15 protein-coding genes and 1 pseudogene are annotated in these 15,842 nt (G+C 69.7%); 10 read left to right on the top strand and 6 right to left on the bottom strand.

All coding sequences use genetic code 11. The features are described from left to right. The first annotated feature begins 192 nt into the window (after window positions 1-192). A complete protein-coding gene (locus ACIQAK_RS11125) occupies window positions 193-1,827 on the top strand; it encodes a protein kinase domain-containing protein (RefSeq protein WP_366388691.1) in 1,635 nt (544 codons plus the stop codon). Here ACIQAK_RS11125 and ACIQAK_RS11120 read toward each other — a convergent pair. The 3 genes from ACIQAK_RS11120 to ACIQAK_RS11110 all read right to left on the bottom strand — a co-directional run bounded on the left by ACIQAK_RS11120 (window position 1,824) and on the right by ACIQAK_RS11110 (window position 4,127). After that, window positions 1,824-2,855 carry a phosphotransferase gene (locus tag ACIQAK_RS11120; protein ID WP_366388971.1) on the bottom strand — a complete coding sequence of 344 codons (1,032 nt, stop codon included), beginning with the start codon at window positions 2,853-2,855 and terminating at the stop codon, window positions 1,824-1,826. The genes ACIQAK_RS11125 and ACIQAK_RS11120 overlap by 4 nt on opposite strands. A 63-nt stretch (window positions 2,856-2,918) precedes the next feature. Further along, window positions 2,919-3,365 carry a pyridoxamine 5'-phosphate oxidase family protein gene (locus ACIQAK_RS11115; RefSeq protein ID WP_366388692.1) on the bottom strand — a complete coding sequence of 149 codons (447 nt, stop codon included), beginning with the start codon at window positions 3,363-3,365 and terminating at the stop codon, window positions 2,919-2,921. A 102-nt stretch (window positions 3,366-3,467) separates the two neighbouring features. Then, window positions 3,468-4,127, bottom strand: a complete 660-nt coding sequence (locus tag ACIQAK_RS11110; RefSeq protein WP_366388693.1) for a response regulator transcription factor — start codon at window positions 4,125-4,127, stop codon at window positions 3,468-3,470. A gap of 349 nt (window positions 4,128-4,476) precedes the next feature. Between ACIQAK_RS11110 and pdhA the strand changes: the two genes are divergently transcribed. The 3 genes from pdhA to ACIQAK_RS11095 are packed head-to-tail and all read left to right on the top strand — an operon-like array spanning window position 4,477 to window position 8,050. Continuing rightward, entirely contained in the window at window positions 4,477-5,637 is a 1,161-nt protein-coding gene (gene pdhA / locus ACIQAK_RS11105) for a pyruvate dehydrogenase (acetyl-transferring) E1 component subunit alpha (protein WP_366388694.1), read from the top strand. A gap of 2 nt (window positions 5,638-5,639) precedes the next feature. Beyond that, window positions 5,640-6,620 carry an alpha-ketoacid dehydrogenase subunit beta gene (locus tag ACIQAK_RS11100; RefSeq protein ID WP_366388695.1) on the top strand — a complete coding sequence of 327 codons (981 nt, stop codon included), beginning with the start codon at window positions 5,640-5,642 and terminating at the stop codon, window positions 6,618-6,620. Between the two features lie 14 nt (window positions 6,621-6,634). Continuing rightward, the gene (locus ACIQAK_RS11095; protein ID WP_366388696.1) at window positions 6,635-8,050 is read left to right on the top strand and encodes a dihydrolipoamide acetyltransferase family protein; all 1,416 of its coding nucleotides are present in this window, start codon (window positions 6,635-6,637) and stop codon (window positions 8,048-8,050) included. 131 nt (window positions 8,051-8,181) lie between these two features. Here the strand turns inward: ACIQAK_RS11095 and ACIQAK_RS11090 are convergent, their stop codons facing one another. Then, window positions 8,182-9,081, bottom strand: a complete 900-nt coding sequence (locus ACIQAK_RS11090) for a D-alanyl-D-alanine carboxypeptidase (RefSeq protein ID WP_366388697.1) — start codon at window positions 9,079-9,081, stop codon at window positions 8,182-8,184. A 224-nt stretch (window positions 9,082-9,305) separates the two neighbouring features. Between ACIQAK_RS11090 and ACIQAK_RS11085 the strand changes: the two genes are divergently transcribed. Continuing rightward, window positions 9,306-9,983: a GntR family transcriptional regulator gene (locus ACIQAK_RS11085; protein ID WP_366388698.1), complete on the top strand. Its 678-nt coding sequence runs from the start codon at window positions 9,306-9,308 to the stop codon at window positions 9,981-9,983. Further along, window positions 9,980-11,290 (top strand): MFS transporter, encoded by a 1,311-nt coding sequence (locus ACIQAK_RS11080; RefSeq protein ID WP_366388699.1) that lies wholly within the window; start codon window positions 9,980-9,982, stop codon window positions 11,288-11,290. The genes ACIQAK_RS11085 and ACIQAK_RS11080 overlap by 4 nt, the downstream gene beginning before the upstream one ends. Window positions 11,291-11,371: 81 nt before the next feature. On the opposite strand, the gene ACIQAK_RS11075 is transcribed toward ACIQAK_RS11080, so the two are convergent. After that, entirely contained in the window at window positions 11,372-12,196 is an 825-nt protein-coding gene (locus ACIQAK_RS11075) for a maleylpyruvate isomerase family mycothiol-dependent enzyme (protein WP_366388700.1), read from the bottom strand. A gap of 213 nt (window positions 12,197-12,409) precedes the next feature. On the opposite strand from ACIQAK_RS11075, the gene ACIQAK_RS11070 reads away from it, so the two are divergent. Further along, window positions 12,410-13,204, top strand: a complete 795-nt coding sequence (locus ACIQAK_RS11070; RefSeq protein ID WP_366388701.1) for a carbon-nitrogen family hydrolase — start codon at window positions 12,410-12,412, stop codon at window positions 13,202-13,204. Window positions 13,205-13,256: 52 nt separating this feature from the next. Here ACIQAK_RS11070 and ACIQAK_RS11065 read toward each other — a convergent pair whose 3' ends face one another. Continuing rightward, window positions 13,257-13,748 (bottom strand): LURP-one-related family protein, encoded by a 492-nt coding sequence (locus ACIQAK_RS11065; protein WP_366388702.1) that lies wholly within the window; start codon window positions 13,746-13,748, stop codon window positions 13,257-13,259. Here ACIQAK_RS11065 and ACIQAK_RS11060 point away from each other — a divergent pair. From ACIQAK_RS11060 to ACIQAK_RS11050, 3 genes and pseudogenes are all read left to right on the top strand, one after another. Next, window positions 13,747-13,936, top strand: a pseudogene (locus ACIQAK_RS11060) (alkyl hydroperoxide reductase); the annotation flags it as partial. The gene ACIQAK_RS11065 and the pseudogene ACIQAK_RS11060 overlap by 2 nt on opposite strands. A 38-nt stretch (window positions 13,937-13,974) precedes the next feature. Then, complete coding sequence (locus ACIQAK_RS11055; RefSeq protein ID WP_366388703.1) at window positions 13,975-14,928, top strand: recombinase family protein; 954 nt, start codon at window positions 13,975-13,977, stop codon at window positions 14,926-14,928. Window positions 14,929-15,020: 92 nt separating this feature from the next. Beyond that, window positions 15,021-15,626: a recombinase family protein gene (locus tag ACIQAK_RS11050; RefSeq protein ID WP_366388704.1), complete on the top strand. Its 606-nt coding sequence runs from the start codon at window positions 15,021-15,023 to the stop codon at window positions 15,624-15,626. Window positions 15,627-15,842 lie beyond the last annotated feature (216 nt).

Genomic DNA, 15,842 nt, shown 5'->3' with positions numbered 1-15,842 from the left:
CCCTACGCACAAGAAGCGTCTCGGAAGCGTTACAGGAAACGCGGGAAACAAGGGGGAGGGCGCGCCGGCCGATCGGATGATCCGTCCGGAGCGGAACCAGGGTGTCCGGTGGAGGCTGTAGCGTGACGTGGCAATGCAGCAAGGCACCGTGAGAACCCGCGGACGCGCGGACAGATACGACGGCGAGGACTGATGGCACCCGATTCCGAAGCAAACGGCGGCGGAGTTTCGGATGGCTCCGACGCCTGGGGTGTCGGCGGCGTCGTCGGTGACGGACGCTACCGGATGACCTACCGGCTCGGCCGTGGCGGCATGGCGGAGGTGTACGCGGCGGAGGACGTCCGGCTCGGACGTACGGTCGCGGTCAAGCTGCTCCGCTCCGACCTGGCCGAGGACCCGGTCTCCAAGGCCCGCTTCACGCGCGAGGCGCAGTCCGTGGCCGGCCTCAACCACCACGCGATCGTGGCCGTGTACGACTCCGGCGAGGACGTCGTGGGCGGCCAGACCGTCCCGTACATCGTGATGGAGCTGGTCGAGGGCCGCACCATCCGCGACCTCCTCCTGACCGCCGAGGCGCCGCCGCCCGAGCAGGCGCTGATCATCGTCTCGGGGGTGCTGGAGGCGCTGGCCTACTCGCATCAGCACGGCATCGTGCACCGTGACATCAAGCCCGCCAACGTGATCATCACGGACTCCGGCGCGGTCAAGGTGATGGACTTCGGCATCGCGCGGGCGCTGCACGGCGCCCAGTCGACGATGACCCAGACCGGCATGGTCATGGGCACGCCGCAGTACCTCTCCCCCGAGCAGGCGCTCGGCAAGGCCGTCGACCACCGCTCCGACCTGTACGCCACCGGCTGCCTGCTCTACGAACTGCTCGCGCTGCGGCCCCCGTTCACCGGTGAGACCCCGCTCTCGGTGGTCTACCAGCACGTCCAGGACATCCCGGTGCAGCCGTCCGAGGTCTCGGACGTGGTGCCGCCGGAGCTGGACGGACTGGTGATGCGCTCGCTGGCGAAGGACCCGGACGACCGGTTCCAGAGCGCCGAGGAGATGCGCGGCCTGGTCCAGTACAGCCTGCAGATGCTCCAGGTGCAGGGCGGCCACACCGGTACGTGGAACACCGGCCCGGTCGCGCTCCCCGAGGGCGCCCGGACCCCGCCGCACGGGGTGACGGGCTCGACCCGCGCGATGGGCCACCCGGTGCACGGGGACACTTCGCAGGGCCCGATCCTGCCCCCGCTCAACCCGGACGACGGCGGCTACGACGGCGGTCAGCGCGGCGGAGGCGGGCGCGGCAAGATGTGGCTCTTCGTGGTGCTCGCCCTGGTCGCCATCGGCGCCGGGGTCGCCTTCGCGGTCAGCGCGTCGAAGGGCAACGGCGACAAGAAGGAGCCGGTCAAGCCGTCCTCCTCGGTGAGCTCGTCCGAGGAGGAGCCGTCGGAGAAGCCGTCCGAGGACGAGAAGACCGATGAGCCGGAGGAGCCGGACACCTCGTCGGGCGGCCAGACGCAGCCCGACCCGCCGCAGTGGTCCCAGGACCCGACCCCGAGCCGGCCCTCCTTCACCCCGTCCCCGACCCCGTCCGACCCGGACACCGGTACGACGGACGGCAACACCAACGAGGGCTCCAGCGGCGAACCGAGCGGCGAGCCCAGCGACCCGGCCACCGACCCGGGCACGCCGGGCGGCGGCAACGGGGGCAACGGCGGCAACGGGGGCAATGGCGGCAACGGGGGCAACGGTGGCGAGCCGGGCGGATCCGAGGGCGCGAACACCGGCAGCGGGGACACCACCGGCCCCACGGCGGGGGGAACCACCGCCTAGTCCGTGAAGGCGGCGCACACCGCCTCGTATTCGCGGGTCCACCACACCGCCAGGGCCGACACCGCGGGGAACTGCGGGTCGGCCCTTCGGTCGTCCAGGCGGTAGCGCCAGCGCAGTATCCAGAAGTCGTTGAGCCGTTCCCACCACACCCGGTGCACGGCCGCGGCCAGTTCGGCCGTTCCCGGCCCCGCGGCTCGCCGGTACGCGCGGGCGTACGCCCCTACCTTCGCCAGGTCCAGTTCCCCGCCCGGCTGCACGAAGAAGATCGCCGCCGCCCGGACCGCCTCCTCGGCGCGCGGCTGCACCCCCAGCCGGTCCCAGTCCACGATGGCGACCGGATCGGCGCCCCGGTAGAGCAGGTTGAGCGGATGGAAGTCCCCGTGCACCCACCCGGTGGCGGGCCCGTCCGGGGTCGGCGGCCGGCGGTGCGCATGCCGCTCCAGCAGCGTCCGGCGCTCCACGAGGCGATGCACGGCGAGCTCGTCGAAGGCGTCGCGGGGGGTGTCCCGGGGGCGCTGTCCGCGCGCCGCGGCCAGCAGCTCGTCGATCAGCGCGAATGTGTCGGCCGCGTCCGGACTGCCGTACCCGGCGGGTAAGGGCCCGTGGGAGACCCCGGGTTCCCGCTCCGGCGGCATGACCTGCTCAAGGGCGGTGTGTACGGCTCCGAGGAGCGTCCCGAGCCGCTGGGACTGGTGGGCGGTGAGCTGGGACCCGACCCGGTGCAGTCCCTCGACCCAGGGGTGCAGCGCGTAGCAGCGGTCGCCGATCACCGTGACCGTGGTGCCCTCCGCGTCGGTCAGCGGCGGGACGACGGGCACGCCGAGGGAGGCCAGGCGCTGGGTGGCGCGGTGCTGGTGCACGATGGTGGCGCGCTCGCCGGTGGCGTCGTCGATGTGCCTCTTGTCGAGGTGGTGCTTGAGGAAGTAGGAGCCGCGGGTGGTGGACACGCGGTATCCGTGGTTCAGCAGCCCCTTGGCGATCGGCTCGCAGGCCAGGGGTTGCCCCACGTCCGGGTAGCGGCGCAGCACCTCGCCGACCGGAGGAACTGGTGGGCGGGTTGCATATGAGCGCGGCACTTACCAAATGCTAGATCACACAGCGTGGCGGACAAGCAGACTTGCGCCGAAGTCCAGAGTGTGCTCGGTGACGAAGTGCGGGTCGACCCGGAGGTAGGCCGCGTCGAAGGGTTCCCCGTCGGCGTGGGTGGGCGGGGCACCGAAGAGTTCTGCCTGCCCGGGGCAGGGATGGACGATCTCGGCCGGCCCGGTGAACTGCACCGACCACAGGTCGCCGCCGTCGCCCGGGGAGGCCGCGTTGTAGTTGTCCGCCCCGTAGGCGACGACGCTTCCGTCGCACGCCTCGTGGTAGCCGAAGCCGCTGTGCATCCGCAGCAGGATGCGGCCGTCGCTCACGATGTGCCGGGCCACCGCCAGGAACGGCAGGGCGCGCATGCTCGTGGCGAGGCGGCCGTACGGGACCCGGCGGAGCAGCTCGATCGGCGCGCCGGGCCCGGTCGCGGGGGATTCGTCGGAGGGCATACGGTCCACTGTCCGGCACGCGTAGGAGCCGGGTAAGAGTCCCCGGGCCCCAGGTGGCCCGGGACCAAGGTCCCGGCGCTCATCCCTCCGTACGGCGTCGGCTCAGCGGCGCTCGGCCTGGAGCCGGGCGACGTACGCGGCCGCCTGCGACCGGCGCTCCATACCCAGCTTGGACAGCAGGCTGGAGACGTAGTTCTTGATCGTCTTCTCGGCGAGGTGCAGCCGCTCCCCGATGACCCGGTTGGTCAGCCCCTCTCCGATCAGGTCCAGGATCTTGCGCTCCTGCTCGGTGAGGTTCGCCAGCTTGTCGTCGCCCTTGCCGTTGGCCCCGTCGCGGAGCCGCTCCAGCACCCGGGCGGTGGCGGCGGGGTCCAGCAGGGATTTGCCGGCGGCGACGTCACGCACGGCATTGAGCAGTTCATCGCCCCGGATCGCCTTCAGCACATATCCCGAAGCGCCGGCCATGATCGCGTCGAAAAGGGCCTCGTCATCGGCGTACGAGGTGAGCATCAGGCATTTGATGTTCTCGTCCAGCGAACGGACCTCCCGGCACACCTCCACGCCGCTGCCGTCGGGCAGCCGGACGTCGAGCACCGCCACGTCGGGGCGCGTCGCCGGGATCCTGACCAGGGCGTCGGCGGCCGTGCCCGCCTCGCCGACCACCTCGATGTCGGACTCGACGGAGAGCAGCTCATGGACGCCACGCCGGACGACCTCGTGATCGTCGAGCAGAAATACCGTGATTTTTCCATCTTCGCGCACGATCGCAGTCTCACATACTCGCCCCCTCTCCGCTCTTCCCTGCCGCTGATCCGCGGGATAACGTGCCGTTGTTCCGGCGGCCTGCAAGGCTGTTACCAGTGCTGTGACCAGCAGAGCTTCGTGATTTTTTCGATTTACTTGGAAATCCAAGCAAAAACGCAGGTCAGATAGGGTTTCGCAGTTATGCGATGCACTGGGTAACGTGCCTATGACAGGGCGCTCGCCGGGGCACCTGTCACGCCTGTATCCCGGCCGAGCGGCACCCACCCCGTGCACGGGTCCGGACACAGGCGAGCCGCACTGGTCTCCCGGCAGACCCCGGGGGCCGGACCGACGGAGGAGCACGCACGTGACCGTGGAGAGCACTGCCGCCGCGCGTAAACCGCGACGCAGCAGCAAGCGGACCAGCGCCGCGAAGACGCCACAGAGTTCCGAGCCCCAGCTCGTGCAGCTGCTGACGCCCGAGGGCGAGCGTGTCGAGCACCCGGACTACAGCATCGACCTGAGCGCCGACGAGCTGCGCGGTCTGTACCGGGACATGGTGCTGACCCGCCGTTTCGACGCCGAGGCGACCGCCCTGCAGCGGCAGGGGGAGCTGGGCCTGTGGGCGTCGCTGCTGGGCCAGGAGGCCGCGCAGATCGGCAGCGGCCGGGCGCTGCGCGACGACGACTACGTCTTCCCCACCTACCGCGAGCACGGAGTGGCCTGGTGCCGTGGGGTCGACCCCACCAACCTGCTGGGCATGTTCCGCGGGGTGAACCACGGCGGCTGGGACCCGTCCACCAACAACTTCCACCTGTACACGATCGTCATCGGCTCGCAGACCCTGCACGCCACCGGCTACGCCATGGGCGTCGCCAAGGACGGCGCGGACTCCGCCGTGATCGCGTACTTCGGTGACGGCGCCTCCAGCCAGGGTGATGTCGCGGAGTCGTTCACCTTCTCCGCGGTCTACAACGCCCCGGTCGTGTTCTTCTGCCAGAACAACCAGTGGGCCATCTCCGAGCCCACCGAGCGCCAGACCCGCGTGCCGCTCTACCAGCGCGCGCAGGGGTACGGCTTCCCCGGCGTCCGGGTCGACGGCAACGACGTACTGGCCTGTCTGGCCGTGACCCGCTCGGCGCTGGAGCGCGCCCGCCGCGGTGAGGGCCCGACCCTCGTCGAGGCGTTCACCTACCGCATGGGCGCCCACACCACCTCCGACGACCCGACGAAGTACCGGGCCGACGAGGAGCGGGCCGCCTGGGAGGCCAAGGACCCGATCCTGCGGCTGCGCGCGTACCTGGAGAAGGAGAAGCTCGCCGACGAGGCCTTCTTCACCGCGCTGGAGACGGAGAGCGAGACCCTCGGCAAGCGGGTGCGCGAGGCGGTACGGGCGATGCCCGACCCGGAGCCGATGGCCCTGTTCGAGCACGGCTACGCCGACGGCAGCTCGCTCGTCGACGAGGAGCGCGCCCAGTTCGCCGCTTACCAGGCATCGTTCGCAGACTCCGCCGAGGAGGGCAAGTAGCCATGGCCGTGGAAAAGATGTCCATCGCGAAAGCGCTCAACGAGTCGCTGCGGCTGGCCCTCGACACCGACCCCAAGGTCCTCATCATGGGTGAGGACGTCGGCAAGCTCGGCGGCGTCTTCCGCATCACCGACGGCCTCCAGAAGGACTTCGGCGAGGAGCGGGTGATCGACACCCCGCTGGCCGAGTCCGGCATCGTCGGCACCGCGATCGGCCTGGCCCTGCGCGGCTACCGCCCCATCGTCGAGATCCAGTTCGACGGCTTCGTCTTCCCCGCGTACGACCAGATCGTCACGCAGCTCGCCAAGATGCACGCCCGCGCGCTCGGCAAGATCAAGCTGCCGGTCGTCGTCCGCATCCCCTACGGCGGTGGCATCGGCGCGGTCGAGCACCACAGCGAGTCCCCCGAGGCGCTGTTCGCGCACGTCGCCGGGTTGAAGGTGGTCTCTCCGTCCAACGCGAGCGACGCCTACTGGATGATGCAGCAGGCCGTCCAGAGCGATGACCCGATCATCTTCTTCGAGCCCAAGCGGCGTTACTGGGACAAGGGCGAGGTCGACACCGAGTCCATCCCCGGCCCGCTCCACAAGGCCGTGACCGTCCGCGAGGGCAACGACCTCACGCTCGTCGCGTACGGCCCGATGGTGAAGGTCTGCCTGGAGGCGGCCGCGGCCGCCCAGGAGGAGGGGAAGTCGGTCGAGGTCCTGGACCTGCGCTCGATGTCCCCCATCGACTTCGACGCCATCCAGACGTCGGTCGAGAAGACCGGCCGGCTCGTCGTCGTCCACGAGGCGCCCGTCTTCTACGGCTCCGGCGCGGAGATCGCCGCCCGCATCACCGAGCGCAGCTTCTACCACCTGGAAGCGCCGGTGCTCAGGGTCGGCGGCTACCACGTGCCCTACCCGCCGGCCCGGCTGGAGGACGAGTACCTGCCCGGCCTGGACCGGGTGCTCGACGCCGTCGACCGCTCGCTGGCGTACTGAGGGATTGAGGGGTCGTGACGACGATGACACAGACATCCGCTCGCTTCCGCGAGTTCAAGATGCCCGACGTGGGCGAAGGGCTCACCGAGGCCGAGATCCTCAAGTGGTTCGTCCAGCCCGGTGACACGGTCACCGACGGCCAGGTCGTGTGCGAGGTCGAGACGGCGAAGGCGGCGGTGGAGCTGCCGATCCCGTTCGACGGGGTGGTGCACGAGCTGCGCTTCCCGGAAGGCACGACGGTGGACGTCGGCCAGGTGATCATCTCGGTGGACGTGGCACCGGGGAGCGGGGACGAGGTTCCGGTTCCCGCCCCGGTGCAGGAGCCGGTGGAGGCCGCCGCTCCGGATGGCGAGCCGAAGGGCCGTACGCCGGTCCTGGTCGGCTACGGGGTCGCGGAGTCCTCCACCAAGCGCCGTCCGCGCAAGGGGGCGGCGGCTCCCGAGGCCGCCGCCGTCGCGGCGGCGGTACAGGCGGAGCTGAACGGCCACGGAACTCCGGTGCCCGCTCCCGACGCGGTGACCGCCCGTCCGCTGGCCAAGCCGCCGGTGCGCAAGCTCGCCAAGGACCTGGGGATCGACCTGGCGACGGTGGTGCCGACCGGCAAGGACGGCGTCATCACCCGCGAGGACGTGCACGCGGCCGCGGCTCCGGCCGCTGCCGCCGAGGCGCCCGCGGTCTCCGAGCCGGTGGCGGCGGCCGCGCCCGAGGCCCCGGCCGCCGTGGGCTCGGCCCGCGAGACCCGCATCCCGGTCAAGGGGGTCCGCAAGGCGATCGCGCAGGCGATGGTGGGCAGCGCGTTCACCGCGCCGCATGTCACCGAGTTCGTCACGGTCGACGTGACGCGCACGATGAAGCTGGTGGCGGAGCTCAAGGAGGACAAGGACATGGCGGGGGTGCGGGTCAACCCGCTCCTGATCATCGCCAAGGCCCTCCTGGTGGCGATCAAGCGGAACCCCGAGGTCAACGCCGCCTGGGACGAGGCCAACCAGGAGATCGTGCAGAAGCACTACGTGAACCTGGGCATCGCGGCGGCCACCCCGCGCGGTCTGATCGTGCCGAACATCAAGGACGCGCACGACAGGACGCTGCCTCAGCTCGCGGCGGCCCTGGGCGAGCTGGTCGCCACGGCTCGGGACGGCAGGACGTCCCCGGCGGCCATGGCGGGCGGCACGGTGACGATCACCAACGTCGGCGTCTTCGGCGTCGACACGGGCACCCCGATCCTGAACCCGGGCGAGTCCGCGATCCTGGCGGTCGGCGCGATCAAGCTCCAGCCGTGGGTCCACAAGGGCAAGGTGAAGCCGCGTCAGGTCACCACGCTGGCCCTGTCGTTCGACCACCGCCTGGTCGACGGCGAGCTGGGCTCCAAGGTGCTGGCCGACGTGGCGGCGATCCTGGAACAGCCCAAGCGCCTGATCACCTGGGCGTAGCCGGCCGCAGGAACGGCGAAGGGGCCCGGCCCGCACGATGTGTGCGGGCCGGGCCCCTTGCTCGAACGCGCGGGCGGGTCACGTCGTGAACCCGTGGTCCGGCGGTTACTTCGTGAACCCGTGTCCGGCGGCTACTTCTTGAACCCGTAGTCCAGGAGCTTCGTCGCGTCGGCCGTGCGGTTCGCCTCGGAGGACGACGTGAGCACGGTGCCGATGACCGTCTTGCCCTTACGCGTCGCCGCGAAGACCAGGCAGTACTTGGCGGTCGGGCCGGAGCCCGTCTTCACGCCGATCGCGCCGCTGTAGCTGCTGAGCATCTTGTTGGTGTTGGTCCACGCCATGTTGCGGTAGCCGCCACTCCTGGTGGTGACCTTCTGCGTCGTCGACTTCGTCTTGACGATCGAGCGGAACGTGGAGTTCTTCATCGCCTGGCTGGCGATGATCGTCAGGTCGCGGGGGGTCGAGTAGTTGTTCCCACCCCCTATGCCGTCGAACGAGTCGAAGCTGGTGTTCTTCAGCTTGAGGCTCTTCGCCGTGGAGTTCATCTTGCCGATGAAGGACTTCACGCGGGCCGCACGGGTCGTGCCGGAGCCGAACTTGTCGGCCAGGGCGTACGCCGCGTCGCAGCCGGACGGGAGCATCAGGCCGTAGAGGAGCTGGCCCACGGTGACCTTGTCGCCGACGATGAGCCGGGCGGACGAGGCGTTCTTGGAGACGATGTAGTCGCTGTACGCCTTCTGGACCGTGACCTTGCTCTTGAGGTTCACGTTCTTCTGCGACAGCACCACGAGAGCGGTCATGATCTTCGTGGTGGAGCCGGTGGAACGGCGGATGTCCGCGGACTTGCTGTACAGGCCCTTGCCGGTGTCGTTGTTCATCACGAAGCCGCCCTTGGCGACGATCTTCGGAACCGGCGGCGCTGCGGCGTGCGCCGTCGAGGCGAAGGCGCCGCTCGCGAGCACCGCACCTGCGGTGAGTGCCACGGTGCTCGTGATGGTGACGCGATTGATGCGCTTGATCCCGATTTTCAACTGAACGCTCCAAATGCCCCTGATATGCGGCCACATAAGGGTGCCGCTCGGTGATGAGACGATTGGGGCGGGCGAAAGGATGCGTTCCCGGACGGGTGAATTTGCGCAAGCTTGGCTTTGACGCCGGACATCCGACGCCGGCCCGGCGGCCGGCAGGGTGACCGTGAGGTCCAGAATCCGGACGGGGGTCCAGCATGCGTGCATGTTGTATCTATGCTGTGCGCATGCCTGCCTCCGCCCCCGTGCAGCCGCCGCGTACGTCCCTCAAGCAGCCACCCGCCGCCGAGCGCGTCTACACGCACATCAAGGAGGCGGTCCTGGACCGTCGCTACGAGGGCGGGACGCTGCTCACCGAAGGGGGGCTCGCCGACGCGGTAGGGGTGTCGCGGACGCCCGTACGGGAGGCGCTGCTGCGGCTGGAGGTCGAGGGGCTGATCAAGCTCTACCCGAAGAAGGGCGCCCTCGTGCTCGCCGTCTCCGCGCAGGAGATCAAGGACGTGGTGGAGACTCGGCTGCTGGTGGAGGAGTTCGCGGCACGCAAGGCCGTGCCCGCCTCCGCGCAGTTGGTCGCACGGCTCGAAGAACTCCTGGAGGAGCAGCGGCAGCTCGCGGAGGAGGGGGATCTGGCGGCCGTGGCGGTGAAGGACCGCTGTTTCCACGCCGAGATCGTGAAGCACGCCGGCAACGAGATCCTCTCGCGCCTCTACGACCAGTTGCGCGACCGCCAGTTGCGGATGGGTGTCGCGGTGATGGAGGCCCACCCGGGCAGGATCGAGGCCAACATCACCGAGCACGGTGAGCTGTTGGCGGCGATCAGGGCCGGGGACGCCGAGGGTGCCGCACAGGTCGTGCGGCGCCATGTCGGCCGGGTGCGGGTGCTGGTCCGGGGTGAGGACCGGTGAGTTCGGCCGCCGCTCCCTCGCCCCCGTTGCCCGGTGACCCGCCCGGGGGCCGGCGCGCCGCCTGGGTCTGGGGCATCGGCGTCGCCGTCTACTTCGTCGCCATCATCTTCCGTACCAGCCTGGGCGTGGCCGGTCTCGATGCCGCCGACCGGTTCGACGTCAACGCCTCGGCCCTGTCGACGTTCTCCATCCTCCAGCTCCTCGTCTACGCGGGCATGCAGATACCCGTGGGGCTGATGGTCGACCGGCTCGGCACCAAGCGGGTCCTCACCATCGGGGCCGTCCTGTTCACGGTCGGTCAGCTCGGCTTCGCGCTCTCCCCCTCGTACGGCATGGCGCTGGCCGCACGCGCCCTGCTCGGCTGCGGTGACGCGATGACGTTCATCAGCGTGCTGCGGCTCGGCAGCCGCTGGTTCCCCGCCCGGCGCGGCCCGCTGATCGGACAGGTCGCGGCGCTCTTCGGCATGGCCGGCAACCTCGTCTCGACGCTCTTCATCGCACGCGCGCTGCACAGCTTCGGCTGGACCACGACCTTCGCCGGCAGCGCGGCGGCGGGTGCGGTCGTGCTGGTCCTGCTCCTGCTCTTCCTCAAGGACCACCCCGAGGGGCACGAGCCGCCGCCCGCCGAGCACGCGGGCGCCGCCTACGTCCGCAGGCAGATCGCCGCCGCCTGGCGGGAACCGGGGACCCGGCTGGGCATGTGGGTCCACTTCACCACCCAGTTCCCGGCGATGGTGTTCCTGCTGCTCTGGGGGATGCCGTTCCTCGTGGAGGCGCAAGGGCTGAGCCGGGCGACGGCGGGCACGCTGCTCACCCTGGTGGTGCTCTCCAACATGGCCGTGGGGCTCGTCTACGGGCAGATCATCGCCCGCCACCAGGAGGCGCGGGCCCCCATCGCCCTGGGCACGGTCGCGACGACCGCCCTTCTCTGGGCCTGCGCGATCTTCTACCCCGCCGATCACACGCCGATGTGGCTGCTGACCGCCCTGTGCGTGGTGCTGGGCGCCTGCGGCCCCGCCTCGATGGTCGGCTTCGACTTCGCCCGGCCCGCCAACCCGCCGGAGCGTCAGGGCACCGCCTCGGGGATCGTCAACATGGGCGGGTTCATCGCCTCCATGACGACGTTGTTCGCCGTGGGGGTGCTGCTGGACACGACGGGCGGCAACTACCGGGTGGCGTTCGCCTCGGTCTTCGTCCTGGAGGCGTTCGGCGTCGCCCAGATCCTGCGGCTGCGCCGCCGGGCGGCGCTGAGGGAACGCGACCACCATGTGGTGAGCCGTGTGGAGGCCGTGCACGTACCCGCGTGAGACGCGCGGCCGAGGGCTGGGCGGCGCGCCCGCCCGTCCGTGAGTGAACTCCGGGGCGGGCGCCGCCGGGGAAGCCGGAGGTTACGGAGTCACGGCGAAGTGGTCCAGGATCGCCGTGGCCAGCTCCTGGTCCCCCTCGGCCTTGATCCGGTCGGTGACCGCGGCGGGGCGGACCCGGCCGCAGGCGAGGCGTACGTACGTCTCCCAGTCCATGGAGAGCGTCACCGCCGGGCCCAGCGAGGGGGAGCCGTCGATCGAACCGCGGCCCTCGGCGTCGACCCGTACCGTCCGCAGGAACTCCACCGGACCATGCACGTCCAGCACCACCGCCGAGTTGGCCGGCGCTCCCGCGCTCTTGGCGATCACCTTCGGCAGAGCGGCGAGCAGGACGTCCCGGGTGATGTGCGCGCCGGGGGAGTCCAGGTTGCCCGGCTGACCGAGCGTCGTCCGCAGGTCCTGCTCGTGCACCCAGACGTCGAAGGCCCGCATGTTGTAGGCCACTTCGAGGGTCTGCTCGGCACCGAGGGGCGCGCGGACCGTCGTCTCCGGGGCACGGGACTCGTTGCGGAGCTGCCGGGCGCGGCGGATGAGGACGTACTCCAGCTCGGACGTCATCTCCGGGGCGGTGTGGTGGCGCCGGACGTCGACCTGCATCTCCATGTAGCGGGCGAAGTCGCTCTGTACGTGGTAGAGGTCGCGCGGCAGCGTATGGATCGGGCGCGGGTCGCCGAGCATCTCGCACTCCATGCCGATGACGTGCGACACGATGTCCCGCACCGACCATCCGGGGCAGGGCGTGCGGCGGTTCCACTCCCCCTCCGCGAGTGGCTTGACCAGGTCGGCTATCGCTTCGATGGAGTGAGTCGCGGAGTCGGCGTAGGTCTGGAGGCTGGGATGGACGGTCACGGGACCCCTCGGCGGTTCTTCGGTGCATGGGCTGGAGAGCAGGGAGGGCCGGCGGGCGGGCCGGCACGGACGACGCTGTCTGCGGGCTGCTGTCTGCTTGCTGCGTGGGAGTTCTAGCCGCCTAAGTTACGCTGCGAGCAGGCACCCCGGCAGTGCTTTCGTGTGACGATCGTAGGCCCGTGTTGACGGCTCGAATGCCAGGACGGTGGTAGTGTGCGCGCCTCCCTCATCCAGATCGCAGTAGACCCGGACGAATCCGTCGAGGCCCGGCGGGAGCGAGCCGCCGCGCTGGTGGTCGCCCAGCGCGGCGTCGACCTGGTGGTCCTTCCCGAACTCTGGCCGGTCGGGGCGTTCGCCTACTCCGTCTTCGAGCAGGAGGCCGAGCCGCTCCAGGGCCCCACCCACGAGGTGATGGCGAAGGCGGCCGCCGAGGCCGGGGTCTGGCTGCACGCGGGTTCGTTCGTCGAGCGCGCCCCGGACGGCGTCCTCTACAACACCACGCTGGTCCTCACCCCGGACGGCGAACGCTCGGCGGTCTACCGCAAGATCCACCGCTTCGGCTTCGACCAGGGCGAGGCGGTCATGATGGGCGCGGGCGACGAGCTGGTGACCGTCGCCCTGCCGCAGACCACGCTGGGCCTGGCCACCTGCTACGACCTGCGCTTCCCGGAGCAGTTCCGTGGTCTCGTCGACGCGGGCGCCGAGACGCTCGTCGTGGCGGCGGGCTGGCCGGAGCGCCGCCGCTCCCACTGGACGCTCCTGGCGCAGGCCCGCGCCGTCGAGAACCAGGCGTACGTCCTTGCCCTCGGCACGGCGGGCAGCCACGCCGACATCCCGCAGGCCGGCCACAGCATCGTCGTCGACCCGTGGGGCGAGGTGCTGGCCCAGGCCGGGGCGGACGAGGAGATCCTGACCGTGGAGTTCGACCCGGCGAAAGTGGGCGCGACCCGTGAGCAGTTCCCGGCGCTGAAGGACCGCCGCCTGGGGCTCGCGCCGCCGCGGTCCTGAGTCCCGCCGTTGTTTCACGTGAAACAGCGAACTCTCGCGCCCGGTCGCTCCCTCAGTCCTCGTCCTCCTTGTCCGCCAGCACGATCACGCACATCGATACGGCGATGAGCAGCGCGATGTCCGCGTCCTCCCGGACCACGTCGATGCCGTAGGTGTCCCGGAGGGTCAGCCGGCGCCGCGAGATCTGGGCCAGCAGCTCGCCGTCGTACTCGATGGCGAACTCGCGGTCCAGGATCTTGCCGCTGACGTCGAGCTCCGTACCGTCCACCAGGGTCACCCGGTAGTGGTTGCGGAGCAGCGAGAGCCGCTTGTGCCTGACCGTGGCCAGCTCCTCGCCGCCGCGTTCGATGAGCATGGTGTCGCGCAGGCTGATCAGCTTCTGCCGCAGCTCGACGAGCACCCGGCCGTCGGCGTTCTTCAGCTCGAAGGTGTCGCGCAGCCGCATGGCCTTGCCGTCGACCAGGAAGACCTTGCGGCCCTCGCTGTCCTCGATCCAGTAGTCGTCACCGATGGCGAACAGCCGCTCCCGCACGAGAAGTCTCATGCGACACAGGTTCCCCCGGGCCCCGGCGGAATGCGCGCAGGTGGGGCAGGTGTTGACTTGTGGCATGGCAACTCGTGCACGCGTCCGCGCCCCCGAACTGATCGGCAAGGGCGGCTGGCTCAATACAGGCGACCGGCAGTACACCCTCCGAACTGCGAGGACGCATCGTCATCCTCGATTTCTGGACGTCCTGAACCATTGAGGGAACTCCAGAGAGGGTGAGACCGTGCATCACCACACCATCGCTGACCTGTACCTACGCCTGTCGCTGGACAGGGAGGGCAAGACAGCGATCGACCGCCAGGAAGCCGACTGCCGCGCGTGGGCGGAGCGCAACGGGATCACGGTCCGTAAGGTCCACATCGACCGGGGACGGTCCGGATACAAGAGCGTCAGCCGCAAGGGCTTCGACGACGCCATCACGGCCGTGACGTCCGGAGTCGTCGGTGTGCTGATCGTGTGGAAACTCGACCGGTTGAGCCGTAAGGGTATCGGCGAGGTCGGCAGGGCCCTGGACGACTTCAGCCGGGTGGGCGGGCGGCTCGTGTCCGTCATGGACGGTCTCGACACGGCGAACGACAGCGCCCGCGTCACCATCGTGCTCCTCGCCGAGCTTGCCCGCAACGAGTCCCGGAACCTGGGAATGCGCGTCGGCAACGCGAAGCGGTACCTGCGGCAGCGAGGCCAGTGGATCGGTGGACAGCCCCCATACGGGCTCAAGGTGGACCCGGACACCAAGAGGCTTGTGCACGACCCGGAGACTGCCGTGTACGCGCGGCTGATCGCTGACGAAGCGCTCTCCGGGAAGGCCCTCGTTCATGTGGCGCGGTTCCTGAATGAGCATGGGATCGAGTCGGCCCGTGGCGGACAGTGGAACTCGTCCAGCGTGATGCAGTTGCTTCGCGGTCCCGCCTTCGCCGGGCTCATGCCTCAGACAACGTACGAGGAGGCGGCGGACGGGACCCGAAAGTACGGCTCGAAGGTCATTCCATACCGCGATCCCGAAACGCTGGACACCGTGAGCATCGGTGAAGGCATCCTCACGGTAGGAGAGCGCGAACTCATCATCAGGCAGCTCGAATCCCGTACCTTCCCGGTTGCCGGAAAGCGCCATGGACAGAAGCAGGGGACAGCGCTCCTGACCGGGATAGCCGCTGTGGCCTGTGCGGGTCACTTATGAGCAGGGCCGGAACGTCGTATGCCTGCTCCTCGAACCGGATGGGGCGGGGGTGCCTCGGAGTCACCGCGCGGGTAGAAAGCCTCGATACCTACGTGAGTGACGCGTTCTTGCGCCGTCTTCCCGCCCTTGAGCCCGACGACGACCTGCTTGCCGTCATCGCGGAGCGCTGGGTGAAGCAGGAGGACCCGGAAGTGTTCGCCAAGCGTGACGCGATCGAAGCCGAAATCAAGGAGGAGGAAGCGCGTCTCGCCGATCTGGAGGAAGCGCGCTACGTACGGGGAGAGTTCAGCGGATCGGATGCCATCGACCGGTACAACAGGCTTGCCGGAAGACTTCGAGGGCGCATCGAGGGCCTGAGGGGTGGCCTTGCGGACTTGCACGCCCGGGGGATCAGCTTGCGCATCCTGACGGGAACGCTGGCCGGTAGCTACTCCCCCAAGGGTGAGGGCAAGTTCTTCTTCACGATGATGGTCGCGTTCGCCGAACTGGAGCGGGACATGATCGTGGAGCGCACACGGGCAGGACTGGATGCTGCTAAGGCTCAAGGGCGTACTGGTGGGCGTCCTGCCGTGATGGACGCTGACAAGCTCGCTGCGGCCCGCGCGCGCCGCGCCAAGGGGGAGAGCGTCACGGCCATTGCCAAGGCGCTGGGAGTGTCCCGTGCGACGCTGTACCGGGCGCTGAGCGACGAGGCGTAGTCAACTCGACCCAAGAGGCCGTCTGCCCGCTGGGGTGGGCGGCTTTGTCGTGTGTGGTCCTGTGGTGGGCCTCGCTGAAAGTTCGGGGGCCGACCGCTTTGGCGATCCCAGCCCAAGCTCGACATGCCCGCGCTGGGTGCGATCACGTTTTTTTCATGCTCTTACCCTCTTGACCAGCGCTGCTGCTCTCTGAGTCGGGTGAGAAAGCCACAGTTA

The sequence above is a fragment of the Streptomyces sp. NPDC088706 genome, from assembly GCF_044752765.1.
In the GTDB taxonomy this organism is placed as follows: Bacteria; Actinomycetota; Actinomycetes; order Streptomycetales; family Streptomycetaceae; genus Streptomyces.
Note: the sequence above shows the minus strand (reverse complement) of the source record. Positions and strands in the feature narration are given on the sequence as shown.